The organism is Clostridium sp. AF34-13 (assembly GCF_003477845.1).
Classification (GTDB): Bacteria; Bacillota; Clostridia; order Lachnospirales; family Lachnospiraceae; genus Butyribacter; species Butyribacter intestini.
On the sequence record NZ_QUEB01000007.1, the window covers coordinates 99,992 to 121,267 of the forward strand.

Consider the following 21,276-nt stretch of genomic DNA (forward strand, 5'->3'; position numbering starts at 1 on the left):
TACCCTCTCCAATCCTAAATAATGTTTATTTCATTACATTGTAATGTTTATCCAATCTGTTATCTTTATCAAAAAGATAATTATACTGAATCATTTCATATTCCTTCAACATCTCTGCATACTTTCCGGTACTTTCCTTATTGTCATGCAATACTCCATTTTTGTCATAAAATCCGGTTGCACTCAACGACGGAATTTCCTTATAAAGTTCCAGCAAATACCTGTTATAATCACTCATCTTAAGACCAGCCTTTTCAAGAAGCAGCGAAGAAAGATAATTTATGGATGTCCTCTCTATATTTTCTTCTCCTATATCATAATTTGCCCATATCATAAAAGGAATCAAGTGTTCTTTCATACTATCCTCCCTGCTAAACTGCACCGGATTTTTTCCAAATAGTTTTTCATAAAATGAATCCGGCAAATGCGGCTGATGATCTCCAAATACTAAAATGATAGCAGGCTCATCCGACTTCTTAAAATAAGTGATAAGCTCCTTTAAGGCATCATCCGACTTTCTCATAAGAGAAAGATATTGTTCCACTTGTGATGAAACTGAAAAATCTGTCACTTTCACATCACCTACATAGTCGAAATTGTATGGATTATGGTTTTGCATTGTAACATTAAATACACACAATGATTTGTCCTTTTTCTTATTCTTATACAAATCTATTATCTTTTCATAGTCTGACTTATCACTTATATAATCTCTTATAAGCAAAGGATTTTTAAAATCATCTATGCTTAAAAATCTGTCGAAATGCAATAACGGATATACTCTGTTTCTGTTATAGCCTGACGGGTTGTAAGGATGCACGGCAACCGCCTCACCATAACCTTTCTGGCTTTTTATGTTACTTATAACAGATGGCAGGTAGTCATCAATATATTGCAGATACGGATTTCCAGGCAGAAAAGTTTTTGTACATCCTGTCAGGAACTCAAACTCAGAGTTTGCCGTATATCCTCCATAAACTGATGATTCGGCATAACCCTTTATCACATTTTTATTAAGGCTGTCAAAAAAAGGCATAATTTCTTTATTTGTAGTGTATTTTCCTAAAACCCTTAAATCTGAAAATGATTCATTCATTACCATTATAATATTAGGATGTTTTTCTTGCAAATCCGATGTTTTTTTCTTATCCTCATATTTTGATAATATCTTATCGACTTTTTCTACTGAATAGCCATCAGGTGCATCTACCGTTGACTCTCCTGCATTTGCAACAAAATAAAGAAGATAACCATAGTCATTTATCCCTATACTGTGATCCCATGAAAGCGAACTTACATTATCAAAGAATGTTGCTGAAGTGTTCAGCCATACAACAAACACCGCAGCTATAAACAAGGCAGAAACAGATACACACATATCTTTTACATTAAAATACATTCTCTTTTTTGACGGCAGGATAAGGCTTATTGCAATTCCCGCTATACAGCTTAAAACTCCTGCAATAAGATAAATATCAACCCCATATTTATATCCGCCTGCAACAGCTGCCGCCGTCTTTATGGCATAAAAATCCATAAAAACTATACCATACCCTCTAAATGATATGACATAATAATTTGCTATCCCTATGAACATTGTCAAAATAAATGATATTAAAAATGCCGGCTTCATTCTGTGAAACAATGCGACAAGCACAATATTGGCAGTGGCAAACAATGCCATATTTTTAATTATAAGTTCCGTATTGAAATTATTGATGGTCTGTTTAAAAAATAATTCCAGTGATGAAAACTGCCATAATGTAAGCACCAAAAACAGCAGAATAACACCCAGTCTTTTTATATCGTTTATAAACTTTTTCCTGCCTGTTCCCATTTCCGGTTCATAACCAATGGCTTCATTTGTTGTTTCCGGTACATTTTTTCGGGCATCATCCTTTTTGTCATCATCTATTTTTTCACCCGCTGTCCAATTTTGCATTATTTTATTCCCCTTATCCGCTTTAATTTTTGTCTCTTATTCCTAAAAACGCCAAATGCCAGCCGTGCATTAATCATCACGGCTGGCTGATGTTATCCACAGTCCAAACACTATATGCTTAAACTGAATTCTACTATTTAATTTCCAAACGGATTAGAGAAGAAATTGCCAAATCCGCTGTCGTCACCACTGTCCGAACCGTTGTCCGAACCGCTGTTTCCATTATTGTCATAACCGTTACTTCCGTTTCCACTGTTTCCGTTACCCTGATTATAACCATTGCTTCCGTTATTACTGTCATTATTTGAACTGTCAGAACCGCTGCCATTTGACAAGCCGTCAAGAGACTTTGAACCCTGAAGTTTTACTTTTACTTTCTTCTCTTTATAAGTTCCATTGTCACTTCTCTGTATCGTAAGCTCAACTTCTGTTCCCTTGCGGTAACCGTTTGCTTTTTCCTTAAGACTTTCAATACTTCTGACATCCTGATTGTTGATAGCTGTTATAATATCTCCGACTTTAATGCCGCCTTCTTCTGCGGCACCGCCCTTTGATACTTCTGCGACATATACACCGCTCGGAATATTGTAGCTGCTTGCTTCACTTCCGACTGTTCTTCCTGATATACCAAGATAGCCTTTTTGTGAATCCGACAATTCTTCTTTGTCCTTAAGTTCATCAATGATAGGTGTTGCCTGTGAGATAGGAATCGCATAACCTACACCCTCTACTGACGAATCAGCAATCTTTGCTGAATTTATACCGATAACTTCACCTTTGAGGTTGATAAGCGGTCCTCCACTATTACCCGGATTGATAGCAGCGTCTGTCTGGATTGCCTTGATTGAATTTGTTGAACCGTCTGTCTCTGAAGTCTCTGTTATCTCTCTGTTCTTTGCACTGATGTATCCAACTGTAACTGACTGTCCGTAACCAAGTGAATTTCCAATTGCTACAGCCATCTCACCGACCTTAAGTGAATCTGAATCACCTACATCAGCAATCTTTATTTTATTCATTGTTGATTTTTTAATCTTTTTAAGTTTTACGGCTACTACTGCAAGATCATTACTTGAATCCTTACCTTTAACCGATGCTTCATATACCTGCTCATCAATAAACTGAACTGATATTGTCTTTGCTCCGTCAATTACATGATTGTTTGTTGCTATAAGAAGCTCGCTGTTACTCTGACCGATTATAAATCCGGTACCACTGCTCTGCTGTTCCTGCTGCTGACTATTTCCAAACAAACTGTAATAGTTTGTAGCCTCGCTTGTGCAAGTGATGGCAACAACTGCCGGCATTGTCTGCTCAACGATTGAAGACACATCATTTGTACCTCCGGCTATTGCAGCTCCTGTTGCAACCTTTTTGCTGCTTCCCGTTGTCGTTGTTCCTATCTGTTTACTTGTGGTTATTGCCGGTGTGTTTATACCAAGAACTTTACTTGAAAAGTAACATACACTTTCAAAACAAACCGCCGCAACAATGCCAAATACCAAAGCACACGCAGCACATATCAAAAGCTTTTTTCCTAAAGAAGACTTCTTGTCATCTTTTTTAGAAGATTTATTTTTCTCCTCATTATCATTAAAAGAATAGCTCTGTCCGTTTCCCCCATTGTTTCCATATGGATTTGTATTATTATAATTATTATTCATATTCGTTTCATAAGGATTAGCTTTCTGATACGGATTTTCATTTCTGTATGAAGATTCAAATCCGTTCTGTGTGTCATTGCTGCTTTGGTAACCCTGCTGTCTGCTGTCATTCATTGTACTCTCTGCATTATTGTTTCCTGCATAATAATCACCTGAATGTGTAGACTCTGCATTGTTTGCACCATTTTTATATGAATAACTGTAAACAGAATCAGCAGAACCATCTGTTTCTACAGAATTTCCATACTCTCCGGTATATTCATTCTGTGGCTGACCGCTATCTGTTCCATTTAAATTGTTGTTCTCATCCATCATCGGTACCTCCCTTTACTTTTTGTTACTGTCCACATCTATAGTGAGGCCTGTAACCTCTTTTTCTTATCTGTAAAACAGATTTTAGCAAGTTTTTGTGTTTAACTTGTGAAAAAAATATAATTTTTTCATTTCATATATTATATTAAATTTTATTGTTGCGCAAAATAATTATACCTTATATAATGATGCAAGGGGAAAATTCATATAACAAAGAAGCAATAAAAAGCTTCTGCCCAAACATCTATAATAATTAATGCACATACAAACATTTAACATTTTAGCACATTTTATTTTTAAAAGCCATAGGTTTTAAAAAGTTACAAGAGATTGAGAGGATGAAAAATTGATTAAAGAAAACCAGCGATTACTAAACATTTTACACATTATTGTTGATGCAATAATAATTTATTTATCGTTTAACTTAGCATATATCTTAAGACTTGATGAATTTAACAGCCCGCTTATCAGATGGCATATTATTTCTCCGCCGCTCGGATATTACAAGGATATGTCACAGTATCAGAATCTTCTGACTATGATAGTTCCCTGCTATCTCATCATATACGGTTTCTGCGGGATGTATGACCCAAAAAGAACAAGTGGCAGGCGTGCGGAGCTTTTCTGCCTTATCAAGTCAAACTTTTTTGGTATCATATACTGCCTTGCAGCACTTTACTTCTTCAAACAGTGGGATTACGCAAGACTTTTACTCGGCTTCTTTGCCTGCATAAATATTGTTATCGACTATGCTTTCCGACTTGTTGTTATTTCTATCTTAAGAAAAATGAGAAAAGACGGAAAAAATCTTAAACATGTCCTTATCGTCGGCTACAGCCGAACCGCCGAAAATTATATAAGGCGTTTAAGACTGCATCCTGAATGGGGTTACAAAATACATGGTATTCTCGATGATAACAAAAAAATAGGCGATGAATACCGTACCATCAAAGTTGTAGACAGGCTCGGTGCCCTTGAACATTATCTCTCATCAAATGAATTTGACGAGATAGTCATTACACTTAGCATCGATGAATATTCAAAACTTGAAGGACTTGTAGCAATCTGCGAAAAATCAGGTGTCCATACAAAATTTGCTCCTGATTACAACAACATCATTCCTACAAAACCTTACACTGAGGATTTAGATGGAATACCCGTTATCCATGTGCGCCATGTACCACTCAGTTCTTCATACAATATTGTATTAAAGCGTGCCGTTGATATTTTTGGTGCTACAGTCGCACTTATACTCTTTGCGATTCCTATGCTTATAACAGCAATAATCGTAAAAACAACATCCCCGGGTCCGCTTATATTCAAACAAAAACGAATCGGACTTCACAACAGGGAGTTTGATATGTATAAGTTCCGTTCAATGAAAGTTCAGGAAGCAAGCGAAGAAAAGAAAGCATGGACCACTAAAGATGACCCTAGAGTCACCCCTATAGGAAAATTTATGCGTAAGACAAATATTGACGAGCTTCCTCAGATATTTAATGTGTTAAAGGGTGATATGAGTCTTGTCGGTCCAAGACCTGAAAGACCATTCTTTGTAAATAAATTCAAGGAAGAAATACCAAGATATATGATAAAGCACCAGGTTCGTCCGGGCATGACCGGCTGGGCACAGGTAAATGGCTTTAGGGGCGATACTTCCATAACCGGCCGCATCGAGTGTGACCTTTATTATGTTGAAAACTGGACACTTGCACTTGACTTTAAAATACTTTTCCTTACATTTTTTGGACGAAAAGTAAATAAAAATGCTTACTAATATTTTTTTCACAAAGCTATTTGCTCTTAAACAGGCAGATAGCTTTGATTTATGGAGGTTTTTATGAAGATTAGAGGTAAATTGATTATTTCGTTTTTGATTATCGCAATTTTTCCGCTTTGTGCGGGTCTTGTCTGTTTTCACTTGATAGTGCAGAACCAGACGGATATATTATCATCTTATTACAGTACCGAAAGTGAAAATAGCTATGATTATGGTCTTGTCTTAAATCCTGTACAGCTTCTTTATAAACTTACCCTTAATGATTATAATAAACTTGTTACGCTTGCTGACGAATATCCTGACAAATTACTTGACAAAAATTTTTTAAATGATACTTCCCGCTCTATTTCCTCAAAGGATTCTTTTATTGTTGTATTTAAAGGTGAAAATGAATATTACATAGGCAATAAAGATTTTTATGGCTGTGTTTCCACGCTGCCGTCTTTTGGTGAATATTCCTACGGCAAAAACGATAATATCCTTATTGACCAGAAAAGTTCGACACTTACCCGTGGCAAAGACTTTTATTTTTCTGATGGAACTACGGGACAGCTTTTTCTTATAACAAAACTTTCTAATCTCATACCAAGGTGGGAAAGTTCAGTCAGAGACATAGCCATAGCGTTTACACTTATCCTGTTTATGACTGCGGCTCTCCTTATAATATGGCTATACCACAGTATCATAAAACCTTTGAACATACTTCGTATCGCCACAATGCAGATAGGTGCCGGAAATCTTGACAATCCCGTCCATGTAAATTCCTGCGATGAGATAGGTGTGCTATGCCGTGATTTCGAGGAAATGCGTATAAGACTTAAGTCAATGCTTGAGGAACGAATCCAGTACGAAAATGACACAAGAGAAATGATGAGCAATATATCACATGACCTCAAGACACCGCTCACTGCCATAAAAGGCTACTCTGAGGGACTTATTGACGGTATTGCAAAGACACCTGAGAAACAGCAGAAATATCTTAAAACCATTCATTCAAAAGCAAATGATATGACATATCTCGTAGATGAATTGTCGCTGTTTTCTAAAATAGAGCAGAATTCTATCCCGTACAATTATGTTACATTTGATATTTCAGAATATCTTGAAAATTATATTGATTCAATTTCTTTTGATTATGAGTCAAACAATATGAATGTATCTTATGAAAATAACGCACCACAGGGTATCATGGTATCTGCTGACCCTGAGCAGCTTCGCAGGGTTTTAAATAATATTACCGGAAATGCTCTTAAATATAAGGACAAAGAACATGGCAATATAAGAATTGCTCTTTCCTACAAACCGCACAAACAAAAAAAACCTTTATACCGCCAGATAAACAAGGATGGCACGGATGTAAATCCACCGGTAAAACCGGATGAATTTGTACGCATAGAAATCTCCGATGACGGTCCCGGAATTTCGGAAAAAGACCTGCCGAACATATTTGATCGATTTTTCAGGGCAGATGCGTCAAGAAATTCTGCCAAGCGTGGAAGCGGTCTCGGTCTCGCCATAGTAAAAAAGATAATACTCGACCACGGTGGAAAGATATGGGCAAAGAGTACACCCGGAACAGGGACAAGTATTTATTTTACATTGAAAGTAAAAGACGGGCAAAAATGATAATTGCCCGTCTTGTGGTATCACACTTTAAATCTGTAACCGACGCCCCAGATAGTCTCAATATACTGCGGTTTTGCCGTGCTTTCCTCAATCTTTTCCCTTATCTTCTTGATATGTACCGTCACGGTAGCTATATCACCGACTGACTCCATCTCCCATATTTCTTTGAACAATTCCTCTTTTGAATATACATGATTTGGATTTGATGCAAGAAATGTGAGAAGGTCAAACTCTTTTGTCGTGAAATTTTTCTCAACACCGTTGATATAAACTCTTCTCGCAGTCTTATCAATCTTAAGACCTCTTATCTCGATAACATCATTCTCCTGTGTTCCCGATGCCGTAAGTCTTTTGTATCTTGCAAGGTGAGCCTTTACCCTTGCTATAAGTTCACTCGGACTAAACGGCTTAGTGATATAATCATCTGCACCAAGTCCAAGTCCCCTTATCTTGTCAATATCATCTTTTTTTGCCGAAACCATAAGGATAGGCGTGTCCTTTTTCTCCCTGATATACTTACAAATTTCAAAACCATCCATCCCCGGAAGCATAAGGTCTAAAAGGATAAGGTCAAAATCCTCATCAACGGCATGGGCAGCACCCGAACTTCCGTCAGACTCAATGGCAACCTCAAAATCGCTAAGTTCAAGATAATCTTTTTCAAGCTCTGCAATAGCAGCATCATCCTCAATTATTAAAATTTTACTCATATCTATATCACCTTTCATTCTCACAAATTCACAGGAAAATGCAAAACCGCATCTGCTATTATCTTAACAGATGCGGTTTTGTATGTCAAAGCGACTGTCAATCGATGCAATGTAATTTTTATTTGCACTTCACCGAAACAGGCAAACTATAAACCTTGACACCGTTTACTTTTTTATATGCAGTAACATATATCTGCACTGCCCCCTGAAGTTTACTTTTATTAAAGCTACATGAACTGTTTTTATAACCTGTGATGCTCTTTAATGTAACCTCCGTGTTTACCCCATCTTTCTTCACAAAATAATATACTTTGTAGCCGTCTGCTCCCGCAAGTTTATTCCAGCTCACTTTTATATTGTGACCTGTCTTTTTTGCCGTCAAACCTGTAACCTTTCCGGGTGCTTTTCCAAGACTTTTATATTTGTAACCGTATTTTTTAACATAATCCTCTAACTTTGTCTTGAAATATTCATCATCAGAACTGTAATAAAGTGTTTTATCATATCCGTGTACTGTTGCTCCCCTGCCAGAGCCGCACAGTGAAATATATCTCAAAGTTCCCGGAAGATATATATTATTTATCGCCGTACTGTTTGTTCTGAACAATGATACACTCGTAACACCCTCACTATAAGTAACCTTTTTCAATGCTTTACAACCGTCAAACGAAAGACTTTTCTCATAAGACAATGTAAGTTCCGTAAGTCCTGTTGCATTTGAAAATACACCCATATCCGCTGTTTTTATACCTTTTGGCATTGTATATTTACCTTTTTTAGCCTGAGGATATAATACAAGCTCTGTCATGTCATTATTATATAAAATGCCATCCTTAGATTTAAAATAACTGCTCTTCTCATCCGCTTCAATACTTTCAAGATTGCAGGCACTGCGGCTAAATCTGTCATATCCGTTATCACCATCATCTATATACATACTGCTTGTTATCGTCGATACATCATTCACTGTAGCAGGAAGTTTATATGAAGTTATAACACTTGGAAAAATAACTATTCTTGTCATGCCTTTATCATAAAGGACATTATCATTTACAAAAAAATTTTTATTTGTATCAGGCAGGATAATCTCATTATAATTATTTTTATCAAGACCTATCCTCTCATCTATCTCCTCTACATTTTCATTCAGCTCAAGTTTATCCATAGCATCAGGTATAAAATACAGCTTAGTAAAATCTTTTGAATACAAAGCACCGCCATATGAAGCATAGCAGTCATTTTTTTCAGATACGCTTATCTCCTTTAAACTGTCAAGTTCAAGAGAATATTCTTTTGTGAAATTCATCTTTACCTCTTTAACAGAAGCACCTAAAACAAGTTTTTCAAGAGCCGAGCATCCCTCAAGTTTTCTTATATCAAACTCCGTTACTTTATCATTTAAAATAAGTGCCGTAAGTTTTTTATTTTCCTCAAAACCAGCCGTAAGTTTTATATCAGTTACCGTGTCCGGAAGAATATATTCACCGGCTTTATTTTTCGGATAACACAAAAGTTTTGTACCATCCTTTGAATACCATACACCATCATCAATTTTATACACTTTGTTTTCAGGGTCAACTTCATATGATGCAGCATAATCATCACTGTTTAGACTTATACTTTCAACATTTTTGCCTATCTTAACTTTAAGATTTTTACAACCGTAAAAAACATCCCATTTTATTTTTTTCACACTGTCAGGTATAACAAAATAATTTAATTTCGTACAGTCGTAAAACAAATTTTCCGGTAATTCACTTGTATTAAATTCTCCCTGAACTTTTTCAAGACTCTTGCAATTTTCAAATGCGTTCTTTCCAATTTCACTTACCTTAGAAGAAATCGTGACATTTTTAATATTTGCACCTGCAAACGCATATTCATCTATCACTTTAACACCCGATGGAACAGTATAAGTTGTGTTCTTACGCATATTCGGATATAAAATCAGCTTAGTCTTATCCTTGCTGAAAAGTACGCCGTCTTTAACATAAAAATACTTGTTACCACTCTCAACCTTAATACTTGAAATACTGTGCTTTCCTGAAATTGTAGGGTCAACAGCTATACTCTTAATATTTTTGCCTATTTTCAAAACACCACTTCCACTGTAAGACCTTATTTCATTTTTACTGACTGAAACTTTAACAGCCGCCGAAACTTCGTGACTATCTGCCGTCACACCAATCCCGACACAAAAAACACCAGCCGCCATCACAAAAAATAACTTTCCTAACTTCATAAAAACCGCCTCCTAAAACACTTTTTTTAATCCTATAGAAATTGCCTGTAATCACTGTCACTTGCACCATAGATGTAAACGAAAGCAAACCTTTCTTACATATAAAGACAGAAGTTAGAAAAAAATGTTGCAAAAAATATACACTAAATAAAACCAAAAATTAAAAATCCAATCAATCCTCATATTAGTAAATTAATAACTTTTATATGGAAATAAATACAAAATTCTATTATAATGTCTATGTTGTCACAAACCCAAACTGGACAACAGGGAGGGGGTGTCATATATGTTGTTATCAATTATAAATGCTGTCATGGTAAATATATTAAGTTACTATATTTGCAAATGGTTAGACGAAAAAATCCAGTGACAATTAGCCTGATAGTTACTTTTCTATCAAACAAAAAAGAAAAACTCTCATAAGTTAGCGGCTTATGAGAGTTTTGTTTTTGTGTCATATATGACACTGTTATCAATTATTTTGCTAATCCAATAATAACATATTCAATCAGCTATTTCAAGTATTCCCATATTTAATTACAAAAAAACATATTATACATAATATAACAAAAATAACTATATTCTCACCAACAAAACAGAAAGTCAGGGTGCATATATGTTCTGCAAGCGGCATTTCAAACACGCCGGCACTTGCGCACCGTATTTTGGTGCGTTAGTACCGCTGCGTGTTTGCATAGCAAAAGCGTGCCACCTAAGAACATATGTCACCCTGACTTTCGTCCGTCTGCCAAAAATCAGTTAAAATAAACCAACTCATCCTCCGGTTTCTGTGCCGGAACTATTTCCTCCGCATAAAATACAGGTCCTTCCTCGCCGTACTCAGCCATAAACTTGTACTCCATGCGTGCCGTTACTGTCACATACTGTCCGCTCTTTATCTGCGACCAGTCATCTGCCTTGCACAAAAATCCCATAAACTGAACATCATCTGCACAACAGGTCATTGCGTATCTTCCAAATACCGCAAAACCTTTATCAAGTCCACCCGGTTTTTGTATCATTCCGGTAAGTTTTAATGTCTTTCCGTTGTATGTTTCCTGATGGTCTATCATATCGACATACCAGAGTCCGAAGTCACCCTCATTTACTTCTATAACATCAGCATTTACATCAAATGGCATTTCTTCTTTCATCTCATAAAATGCATCATCTTCTGACTCGTAAACTATCTGTGCACGAGGATTTACGGCTTTTACACTTCCTCTTATCGCAGATTTCTTTGTATTCTCAACAGTACATCTGTTTACGATTATCATCTCCGCAACCTTAAACTGTTCAACCATCAGAGACGGCATATTCTTCATATAAAGTGAAAATGTCTCATCATTGACAACATCAAGTGTCTGCATAATGACTTCCCTGTCAAAACAGATTTCCTCAAGTTCATCATAAAGCTCAGGAATTTTTGCGGCAGACCACATTCCATTGTACTCGATGATTATCCTGTCAGGTCTGTGTTTTTTTAGGAATTTCTGGATAACTTTTCCGTTGAAAGACTCCTCGTCCTCAATATACTCGCAGACAGCACAGCCTTTCTTCAGGTCAGCCTCCTCATATTCTTCCTCACCCTCCTCGCAGGCAAGGATAAGTGTCTTTATCTTATCATCAAACATATCGTCAACTATAAGATCTCTTACAAGGCTTGTCTTACCAGCCTCAAGAAATCCCATGACAACATAAACCATCATTTCTTCTTTTCTCTTACCAAACATATTTTTCCTTCCTACTTACTACCTATAAGTTGCACATAACATTCTACAAACCTATCAATAAATCTTAAATTGTGCAAGTATATATTTAGTTTTATATCTGTTTATGCCACATGAAAAAGTTCTTTTATAGCATCCTCATTGAGATTTGAACCGATTACGCATATTCTTCCTGTATAATCTGCGGCACCTCTTCTAAGCTCAGTCTCCTCAGGTACAAGGTCGAAGTGGAACCATTCACCCTCATCTGAAGCAACAATTCCCTTAGCACGGAGAACATCACCAAATGACTTATCACTTGCAAGTTTTGATACAATATCCTTAAGTTCTTCCTCTGTAAACTTGTGAGCTGTCTCAACACCCCAGCTTGTAAACACATCATCTGCATGATGATGGCCATGTTCATGGTGGTGTCCGCAGCCACATTCTCCGTCATGGTCGTGATGATGGTGCTCATGTCCGCAGCCACACTCCCCGTCATGGTCGTGATGATGCTCATGTCCGCAGCCACACTCTTCGTCATGGTCGTGATGATGTTCATGTCCGCAGCCACACTCTTCGTCATGGTCGTGATGATGATGCTCATGTCCGCAGCCGCACTCTCCGTCATGGTCGTGATGATGGTGCTCATGTCCGCAGCCGCACTCTCCGTCATGGTGATGATGTTCCTCAAGAAGTTCTTTCTCAAGCGTATTTACTTTTTCCATAGCATCAAGAATCTTCTTTCCATCTATCTGATCCCACGGTGTCGTGATAACAGAAGCTTCATCATTCTTCTCTTTTATCATTGTAAGAACTTTTGCAAGCTTCTCCTCTGAAACATTCTGTGTGCGGCTTAAGATTATCGTTCCTGCACTCTCAATCTGGTTGTTGTAGAACTCACCATAGTTTTTCATATACATCTTGCATTTTGATGCGTCAACTACTGTTGCCGTACTATTTATCTTCACATCATCTCCGATATTTTTAACTGCTTTTATAACATCAGAAAGCTTACCTACACCTGACGGCTCAATGATAACTCTATCAGGGCTGTATTTTTCAAGTACATCTTTAAGTGCATTTCCAAAATCTCCAACAAGAGAACAACAGATACATCCTGAATTCATCTCTGTTATCTGGATGCCTGACTCTTTAAGAAATCCACCATCTATTCCTATCTCACCAAATTCATTTTCAATGATAACAAGTTTTTCACCCTGAAATGCATCTGCTACAAGCTTTTTAATAAGTGTAGTCTTTCCTGCTCCTAAAAATCCTGAGATAATATCAATTTTTGCCATTTTTATAACTTCCTTTCTCAATTTTATTATATATTAATATTGTGATGCCACTGATACCGCATATCTATACAGTTACCACGTTCCTGCAAACAGCTCTAATCTTATTGCTATTGTCTGCCTGACATTTGCATCATATATCTAAAAATCTGCCTTAGTTGCTTCGTACATTGCTATACTTGCTGCTATAGGAAGATTTAAACTGTCTATCCTGTCTGAATGAGGTATTATGACCGACTTTCCTATCTTAGAAAACTCATGTGGAAGTCCTGTTGCCTCATTACCAAATATAAGTGAAAATTTACCCTGTGGCTTTACATCATGAAGTTTTATCTTTGCATCGAGCATGAACGGATATAACTCTCTGTCACCGTATTTTTTCATGTATTCATCAAAAGAATCAAAATAAACAAACTCCGTTGAGAATATTGCTCCCATAGATGCTCTTACTACTTTTGGATCAAATGCGTCAACGGCAGGCCTTATAATAGCCATACGGTTCATTTCAAAGCCGAGTGCACTTCTCATAATCGTGCCCATATTTCCTGCATTTGAAGGATTTACGAGAACTATGTGCGAACTATCCTTATCAAGTCCGGACTCAAATTTTCTAAACTCACCTATAACATAACAATTGTCTTTCTGTGACAAAACATTAAATATTTTATCCGCATAAACAACCTCTATATCTGAGTCCTTGCAAAGTTTAAGAAGTTTATCCAATGTGTCACCCTGCTTCATTGCCGAGTGAACAAATACCCGGTTCACATACTCAGTCTTAAACTTTAAAAGTTCAAAAGTAAGTGTTATACCAAGTGAATAAGACACACTGTCTTCCTTTCTGTACCTTTTATAAGCTGCCATCCATCATTCCTCCAATTCTGTCTTTACATCTTTAACTCACGGAAAAGAGAGGATATAAAAATCCTCTCCTAATCATTAAAATCCAAAAATCATTCTTCAATAAATATGTTTATTGATAATTCTCCTATATCAGATTCAAACGGAATACAAAACACCTGCTTACCGCTGCCTGCGTAATCTTTTCCCACACAATAATCCGGTGTCGTTATGTCTATAATAGTACTGTCATTTGCAAATACCGTAGCCGCATTCCCTGCAATCATATTTCCAAGCTCTGATATGGCACTTTGTCCGATAGCATCAATCTCATTGACGGGCATCATCATCATCTTTGAAATAACCGCAAGTGCTGTTTCATAGTGGAGACTGAGAACAACTTCACCCTTTAAGGCACCGATAATTCCAAGTTTAATCAAAGAACTATCCCCCTCGTATTTATCATCTTTTACGAAAGGCTTACCCATCTTTAAATCAAGCATACATATATCTTTCATAATTTTACATACTGAAATAATAAACGGATTGATATGTTCTGCCTTCACTTAATCACCTACCTTTTCTTTTGTTTCATTTAAATGATGTTTGGACAAAATTTATTTTGCCCCTTGCATTATATAAATTTAATTATAACAAATCGTGTACTTTATGTAAATGAAATTTTGCATCTAAAGTTTAAACACATCCCAGAACTTATTGCTTATATCGACACTTGACTCTGAGAGCCACTTAGAATACTTTTCTTTAAACATCTTCGTCTGGCGTTCTTCAATAATAGCCTCTTTTCTGGCATATGTCGCATCTTCGTCATTATCATTTTCACAATAAATGATGTAATATCCGTTTTTGCCTCCTATTACATTGCTCATCTTACCTTTTTTCAACGAAAATGCTGCATCTACGGCTTCTTTATCCAGAAGCTTTGTATCCTTTCCTATCGTAACCTCACTCTGTCTGCTTTCCGTATTGACAGCGGCATAGTCAGAAAAATTATCAGCCTTTTTCGCTTCTTTAAGCATCTCTTTCATTCTCTTATAAGTCTTTGCTTTCCCGGCTGCATTCATATTTACTTTTCGTCCGTTTTTGTCCGTTCCCTTAGTGATAAGCTCAATATAACTGATTTTTATCTGCTTTGCCTCATCATCGGTCACATTTGTATCCGCATCATCCGTCGCAACATAAAACATTTTGTTTGCAAGTATATTGTCCTCGAACAGCTCTTTTACGCTGTTTACATTAAGCTCATATTTTTTTCTGTCAGCTTTTGAAGCCTTTTTTATAAGCTTCTGTGCATCCTGCAATGCCTGATCCTGCTCGTCATTATCAAGAGTCACACCCTGTTTTGCAGCATTTACGCCAATAAGCTTTAACTGTGTAAGTGTACTTACGATTTCTTTTTTAGCTTTGTCCCCTATCGTTGTCTTATCATCAATCTTATATTTCCATAATTCACTTCCAAAGCTGCTTTCATATTGATTTTTGAGAAGATAACAATAGTTTAACACTTCACTGTACTGAACACCGGCATTACCTACCTTTATCACATATGAATTTGCCGTAATATCTCCTCTTTCAAGACGAATTGTTTTTGTTGTCTCCGCTTTTTTATCTGCGGTCTTTGTACCCTCTTTTTTTCCGCATCCCGTAAATATCATCGACACGGCAAGCACGGCACACGCTGCCGCTTTTGTATATCTATTTTTTATCATATAGCCCTCCAATGCTTTTTATCACACTCTCAACAATATTAAATATTTCGTCTGCTGTCAACTTTTTTTCTTTTTTTATCATATTTTTTGACGGCATTCTATACATATTTCCAGAAACCGCCTTTTTTTTATCCTTTTGCATCATATATAAAAGATACGGCTCTTTACTTCCGGCATATTTTATTTTGCCCTGATATTCATCAAGCATTTTCTTAAGTTTTTCCGTATCCGGAAGTTTACCCTCATACAGATAAAACCTGACACCATCCTCTTTCTGTAATATCCTGCTTATATATGCCTTATGTGCATCAGCTTTAAGAAGTGCTACACGCAGCAGGTTATCGGCTGACTGCGGCATATCTCCAAATCTGTCGGTAAGTTCTTCCTGCATATCGTTATATTCTTCCACATTCTCTATCGCTGCTATCCTCTTATACATATCAAGTTTCAGGTATTCACTTCTTATATAAGTTTCAGGAATATACGCATTTACATTTATATCTATCTCTGTCTCAAATTCCTCAGAAATATCGGTATCTCCTTTTAGATGGTGCACTGCTTCGTTTAACATCTTGCAATAAAGGTCATAACCGACAGCCTCCATATGCCCCGACTGTGCTTCTCCGAGAAGATTTCCAGCTCCTCTTATCTCAAGATCACGCATCGCAACTTTTATGCCTGAACCAAGCTCAGTAAACTCTTTTATTGCGGCAAGTCTTTTTTCTGCAATTTCTTTAAGAACTTTGTTCCGCTTATACATAAGAAACGCATATGAATTTCTGTTTGACCTTCCGACACGCCCTCTAAGCTGGTAAAGCTGTGAAAGTCCCATCTGGTCGGCATTATCTATGATAATCGTATTTACATTTGATATATCAAGACCGGTTTCTATGATAGTCGTTGCCACCATAACATCTATTTCACCGTTGATAAATGCCATCATTATCTTTTCAAGCTGTCTCTCGCTCATCTGCCCGTGTGCATATGCAACATTCGCATCAGGCACGAGTTTTTGAATTTCCATAGCTGCCTCGTCGATTCCTTTTACCCTATTGTAAACATAGAATATCTGACCGTTTCTTGCAAGCTCCCTGTTTATTGCTTCTCTTATTATCTCAGGGTTGTGCTCCATAACAAATGTCTGGATAGGCAGTCTGTCAACGGGCGGTTCTTCAAGCACACTCATGTCCCTTATTCCTGCAAGGCTCATGTGGAGCGTTCTCGGAATCGGTGTCGCACTAAGCGTAAGAACATCCACATCGCCTTTTATCTGCTTTATCTTTTCCTTGTGAGCAACACCAAAACGCTGTTCCTCATCAACTATTAGAAGTCCCAAATCTTTAAATTCAACATCTTTAGATAAAAGTCTGTGCGTTCCTATTATTATATCGACATCACCTTTTTTCAGTCCCTCCAGTGCTTTTTTCTGCTGTGCCGGGGTCCTGAATCTTGAAAGCATCTCTACCCTGACCGGATAATCACCGAGCCTTTCCTTAAAGGTGTTGTAATGCTGTTGTGCGAGTATCGTCGTCGGAACTAAAAACGCAACCTGTTTTCCGTCATTTGCAGCCTTAAATGCCGCCCTTATCGCAATCTCCGTCTTTCCATATCCAACATCACCGCATATAAGCCTATCCATTACCTTGTTGCTTTCCATGTCTTTCTTTGTTGCATCTATCGCATCAAGCTGGTCTTTTGTCTCGTCAAACGGGAACATATCCTCAAATTCAGTCTGCCATACAGTATCTTTTCCAAAGCAATAGCCTTTTGTCTGCTGCCTTTTTGCATAAAGAAGCACAAGTTCATTTGCGACCTCGTTTACTGCGTGTTTTACCCTGCTCTTTGTCTTTTTCCACTCAGAAGAATTAAGTTTATTTAGTTTAGGCTTCTTTACAACATCCTGTCCTGCATATTTTTGCAAAACATCAAGCCCCGACACCGGAACATAAAGGTTTCCGCCGTCACCGTACTCTATCTTAAAAAAATCTTTAGTAACATTCTCGACCCTTATCTTCTCTATTCCTCTGTATATTCCAAGTCCGTGTTCTTCATGTACGACATAATCACCGACATTGAGTTCATTAAAACTCTGAATTGATTTTCCGTCAAATTTTTTTATCTTTTTCTTCCTACGCTTCTGCTTTGCACCGAATATATCTCCCTCGGTGACAACAATAAATTTCTGTGCCCTGTACTCAAAACCTCTGCGGAGCCATCCGTAACTCGTCATAACTTCACCGGATTTTAATTCATCACCAAGAGATTCACGGTAAAATGCAGGAATTTCATATTCATTCAAATCTTTTGCAAGTCTCTCGGCCCTTATCTTTGAACCTGATAATATAAGTACCCTGAACTTTTCACTCCGCCACTTTTTTATATCCTCAATAAGCATCTCAATGTGCTGGTTATACGATGGCAATGATTGTACTGCTATATTTGCTTCATCTTTTACTTTAATTTCCTTAGGAAGCATATCAAGCAACGAAAGATACACTGTTCTTTTTTGTTCGAGCCTTGCCATGACATAAGACGATGAATATATGACATCTGCCTGTCCCGGCAGAATATAACCCTTCTCAAGTCTGCCCTGCATACTCTCCCTGAACTCACTCTCAACCGACCCTAGCTTTTCTATACAATGTATCGGTTCATCAACAAAAAATATCGTATCTTTATCATCAAACAGGTCAAAAAAACTGCTTGTCGATATATCAAAATATTTTGTGAAACTCTCAAGTCCCATACGGCCGTGGTACATATCAAAATTTACTTTTATCTGCTCTACAGTATCGGTAAGCCTGTTAATCGCATCATGATTTTTTTCTTTTCTGAACTTTTCAAGCATCTTCTGATATTCTTTTTCAATCTTTTTCAAAGCCGCCTTTAACTGTTCATCCGACAATGTCATCTCGGCGGCAGGTGTCACCTCAACCTTATCCATTCTCTCTATCGAACGCTGGCTCTGCACATCAAATGCCCTTATCGTATCAACTTCATTATCAAAAAATTCTATACGGACAGGACAATCCATAGTTATTGGAAATATATCGGTTATACCTCCACGGACGGAAAAATCTCCCGGCTTTTCAACCTGTGTCTGTCTCTCATAACCCATATCAACAAGTTTTTTTTCAAGATTATCCATATTCACAATATCGGTTTCTCCAATAACAAATCTTGAACTTTTTGAAGCCTGGCTGTCCATAATACAGTCAAGTCCGGCATCTATTGTAGTCACTATCGTTCCGGAATCATTCTTTAACATTGCATCGACAACTTTTAATCTCTCAGTGCTTATCGCACTTCCCTGAATGTCCGCACCGAAAAATATTATGTCTTTTGCAGGATAAAAGAGTACATCCCTGTCAAAGAGTTTGTAATCATCGTATATTTCCCTCGCCTTTATCTCATTTGAAGCAATGATAACTCTCCAGTGCTCTGAATGTGATAGTCCATATATCAGATGACACTTCTGCGTATCGATACAGCCTGATATATGAACCGGAAACTTCTCCCGCTCTATATCCTCAGCCACCGTTTTATAGGCATTTATCTCCTCCAACGGCTCTAGCAGTGTTTTGAGCAGCTCAGCCATCTCTTTTCCTCCTTTCATTAACCTTAACAACAAAACTCACAGACCCAAAATGTCTGTGAGTAATTTTAATTAACAGTTCAGCTTTTCATTTCTTACATTTTAATTGAATTTATTCATCGCCGTTCTAATCTCATCATCGACAATAATGCCACAAGCATCGGCTGCATTGTCAAGTGCTTCTCTTATAACAGGTTCTTCATCCTTTGCAAATCGTCCAAGTACATAGTCTGCAAGGTCCCAGCCTTTTGGCTTTTCACCAACTCCTATGCGTATTCTCGGAAATACCTGCGTTCCAAGGTGGCTTATGATATTTTTAATACCATTGTGGCCTCCCGCACTTCCCTTTTCACGGATACGCAGTCTGCCCGGTGCAAGATTTATGTCATCATATATAACTATAAGTTCACTCTCAGGGTCTATCTTATAGTAATCTACAAGTTCTCTCACACTCTCACCGCTTAAGTTCATATATGTCTGCGGCATCGCAAGTATGACTTTCTGTCCCTCTATATAACCTTTTCCGCAGACAGCCTTATGTTTCTTAATATCCATTGATATGTTATATTTATCCGCTATAACTGTTATTGCTGAAAATCCTATATTATGTCTTGTGCCATCATATTTTCTCTCAGGATTGCCAAGACCAACTATAATAAACATATTTTTCCTCTTTCCTGCAGCTGTTATTTCTCACCCATATGTAAAGTTTTACCCATGTACTGACTGAGAAACTCGCGGTCAACGACATGACGGTTATCCATTGTTTTCATTATGTCTTTTATCTTCATCTGCTCTGCAACCTTGCTGTCAGCAAGGTTATAAAGCTTATTATCATTGAAAGATAATACAAACGGCTCTAATACATTACTGTCATTTGCAGTAACTACAAGTCCTTTATCACCATTTGTAAACTCTACACAGACACCGGGACTTAAAACATTTATACTATCTAACAGTGCATCAACTATTTTCCTGTCAAACTGGTCTTCCATCTCTAAAAGGTATCTTATTGCCGCTATCTCCGATAACGGCTCATCACCAAACTTCATAGCTGTCATATTATCAAAACAGTTTGCGACTTTGAGTATCTCTGCCCCGATAACCTTAGGTACATTTTCTGTTGCCGACGGTATATCAGGATGCAGAAGCATTAATCCCGCTGACAATATCCTTTTTATATCAGGAGAAAGATCTAAATTTGCCTTGAACGCATCATATGAATTCTGATAACACATAGTTATCTTCTTTTCATCCTCCATTGTCAGATCTATAGTCTTTTTTCTTCTGATATTATTTGGTATTTGCAATCCGCCTATATCATGCAAAAGTGCCGCTGCCGTAAGATCAAGCTGTGTCTTAAATTCAAGACCAAGCCTGCTTGAAATCAACGCACACAATATTGCTGTATTGAGTGAATGTTTATACACATAGTCATCATTGCTTCTGATATTCTGTATAAAGTTAATCTTATGATGAAGTGAGCCATATTTTTTCAAAAGCTGGTTTATGAACTGATACATATTATTTTCTTTTTTACCCTCGGAATATGCATCAAGTATTTCTTTTATCTCAAATATAGACATAGCCTGAAATCTCTCAAACTCTATATCATCCTCTGACATAGGCGGTACCGGTTCGGCAGGCTCAAGTATATAAATTCCTATCAGTCCAAAATTGTTTACGCTTATGATACCTTGACTTGTGATTTTAGAATTGCGTTCATAAAGCATAACCCCATTTCTGTTATATATAGGTTTTGCAAGTCTCATCCCGGGTTTTAAATCTTCTGTTTTTACAAATAACATTTCTTCCCTCCATTTTC

The 21,276-nt window shown here is 37.2% G+C and carries 14 protein-coding genes; 2 read left to right on the plus strand and 12 right to left on the minus strand.

Annotated features, from left to right (window positions below; all coding sequences use genetic code 11):
• Nucleotides 1-25 precede the first annotated feature (25 nt).
• Nucleotides 26-1,942 (minus strand): LTA synthase family protein, encoded by a 1,917-nt coding sequence (locus DWZ63_RS07610; protein ID WP_118499335.1) that lies wholly within the window; start codon nt 1,940-1,942, stop codon nt 26-28.
• Nucleotides 1,943-2,079: 137 nt separating this feature from the next.
• The gene (locus DWZ63_RS07615) at nt 2,080-3,921 is read right to left on the minus strand and encodes a trypsin-like peptidase domain-containing protein (protein WP_082440576.1); all 1,842 of its coding nucleotides are present in this window, start codon (nt 3,919-3,921) and stop codon (nt 2,080-2,082) included.
• Between the two features lie 343 nt (nt 3,922-4,264).
• Here DWZ63_RS07615 and DWZ63_RS07620 point away from each other — a divergent pair, with 343 nt between their 5' ends.
• Complete coding sequence (locus DWZ63_RS07620) at nt 4,265-5,695, plus strand: undecaprenyl-phosphate glucose phosphotransferase (protein ID WP_055940966.1); 1,431 nt, start codon at nt 4,265-4,267, stop codon at nt 5,693-5,695.
• Between the two features lie 63 nt (nt 5,696-5,758).
• The gene (locus DWZ63_RS07625) at nt 5,759-7,324 is read left to right on the plus strand and encodes a HAMP domain-containing sensor histidine kinase (protein WP_055940963.1); all 1,566 of its coding nucleotides are present in this window, start codon (nt 5,759-5,761) and stop codon (nt 7,322-7,324) included.
• A gap of 20 nt (nt 7,325-7,344) precedes the next feature.
• Here the strand turns inward: DWZ63_RS07625 and DWZ63_RS07630 are convergent, their stop codons facing one another.
• From DWZ63_RS07630 to DWZ63_RS07675, 10 genes are all read right to left on the minus strand, one after another.
• Nucleotides 7,345-8,034 (minus strand): response regulator transcription factor, encoded by a 690-nt coding sequence (locus tag DWZ63_RS07630; RefSeq protein ID WP_022013870.1) that lies wholly within the window; start codon nt 8,032-8,034, stop codon nt 7,345-7,347.
• Nucleotides 8,035-8,152: 118 nt separating this feature from the next.
• Nucleotides 8,153-10,276 carry a leucine-rich repeat domain-containing protein gene (locus DWZ63_RS07635; RefSeq protein WP_118499337.1) on the minus strand — a complete coding sequence of 708 codons (2,124 nt, stop codon included), beginning with the start codon at nt 10,274-10,276 and terminating at the stop codon, nt 8,153-8,155.
• Between the two features lie 755 nt (nt 10,277-11,031).
• Nucleotides 11,032-12,009, minus strand: a complete 978-nt coding sequence (locus DWZ63_RS07640; protein WP_022013868.1) for a GTP-binding protein — start codon at nt 12,007-12,009, stop codon at nt 11,032-11,034.
• A gap of 101 nt (nt 12,010-12,110) precedes the next feature.
• A complete protein-coding gene (locus DWZ63_RS07645) occupies nt 12,111-13,289 on the minus strand; it encodes a CobW family GTP-binding protein (protein WP_118499338.1) in 1,179 nt (392 codons plus the stop codon).
• A gap of 138 nt (nt 13,290-13,427) precedes the next feature.
• A complete protein-coding gene (locus DWZ63_RS07650; RefSeq protein WP_055940955.1) occupies nt 13,428-14,150 on the minus strand; it encodes a TrmH family RNA methyltransferase in 723 nt (240 codons plus the stop codon).
• Between the two features lie 89 nt (nt 14,151-14,239).
• Entirely contained in the window at nt 14,240-14,692 is a 453-nt protein-coding gene (locus tag DWZ63_RS07655; protein ID WP_118499340.1) for a chemotaxis protein CheX, read from the minus strand.
• A 123-nt stretch (nt 14,693-14,815) separates the two neighbouring features.
• On the minus strand, nt 14,816-15,856 hold the full coding sequence (locus tag DWZ63_RS07660; RefSeq protein WP_118499342.1) for a peptidyl-prolyl cis-trans isomerase: 1,041 nt from the start codon (nt 15,854-15,856) through the stop codon (nt 14,816-14,818).
• Entirely contained in the window at nt 15,843-19,454 is a 3,612-nt protein-coding gene (gene mfd / locus DWZ63_RS07665) for a transcription-repair coupling factor (RefSeq protein WP_118499344.1), read from the minus strand. Before mfd ends, DWZ63_RS07660 begins: the two co-directional genes overlap by 14 nt.
• Nucleotides 19,455-19,553: 99 nt before the next feature.
• The gene (gene pth / locus DWZ63_RS07670) at nt 19,554-20,114 is read right to left on the minus strand and encodes an aminoacyl-tRNA hydrolase (RefSeq protein ID WP_118499346.1); all 561 of its coding nucleotides are present in this window, start codon (nt 20,112-20,114) and stop codon (nt 19,554-19,556) included.
• Nucleotides 20,115-20,137: 23 nt separating this feature from the next.
• Nucleotides 20,138-21,259, minus strand: coding sequence for an HD domain-containing phosphohydrolase (locus DWZ63_RS07675; RefSeq protein ID WP_055940948.1), 1,122 nt, complete (start codon nt 21,257-21,259; stop codon nt 20,138-20,140).
• Between the last annotated feature and the right edge of the window lie 17 nt (nt 21,260-21,276).

Bases quoted from the DNA above. Each gene is read 5' to 3' on its own strand.
- DWZ63_RS07675 (WP_055940948.1), bottom strand. From the start codon at position 21,259: ATGTTATTTGTAAAAACAGAAGATTTAAAACCCGGGATGAGACTTGCA.
- DWZ63_RS07630 (WP_022013870.1), bottom strand. From the start codon at position 8,034: ATGAGTAAAATTTTAATAATTGAGGATGATGCTGCTATTGCAGAGCTT.
- DWZ63_RS07660 (WP_118499342.1), bottom strand. From the start codon at position 15,856: ATGATAAAAAATAGATATACAAAAGCGGCAGCGTGTGCCGTGCTTGCC.
- DWZ63_RS07640 (WP_022013868.1), bottom strand. From the start codon at position 12,009: ATGTTTGGTAAGAGAAAAGAAGAAATGATGGTTTATGTTGTCATGGGA.
- DWZ63_RS07645 (WP_118499338.1), bottom strand. From the start codon at position 13,289: ATGGCAAAAATTGATATTATCTCAGGATTTTTAGGAGCAGGAAAGACT.
- pth (WP_118499346.1), bottom strand. From the start codon at position 20,114: ATGTTTATTATAGTTGGTCTTGGCAATCCTGAGAGAAAATATGATGGC.
- DWZ63_RS07610 (WP_118499335.1), bottom strand. From the start codon at position 1,942: ATGCAAAATTGGACAGCGGGTGAAAAAATAGATGATGACAAAAAGGAT.
- DWZ63_RS07650 (WP_055940955.1), bottom strand. From the start codon at position 14,150: ATGGCAGCTTATAAAAGGTACAGAAAGGAAGACAGTGTGTCTTATTCA.
- DWZ63_RS07625 (WP_055940963.1), top strand. From the start codon at position 5,759: ATGAAGATTAGAGGTAAATTGATTATTTCGTTTTTGATTATCGCAATT.
- DWZ63_RS07615 (WP_082440576.1), bottom strand. From the start codon at position 3,921: ATGATGGATGAGAACAACAATTTAAATGGAACAGATAGCGGTCAGCCA.
- mfd (WP_118499344.1), bottom strand. From the start codon at position 19,454: ATGGCTGAGCTGCTCAAAACACTGCTAGAGCCGTTGGAGGAGATAAAT.
- DWZ63_RS07635 (WP_118499337.1), bottom strand. From the start codon at position 10,276: ATGAAGTTAGGAAAGTTATTTTTTGTGATGGCGGCTGGTGTTTTTTGT.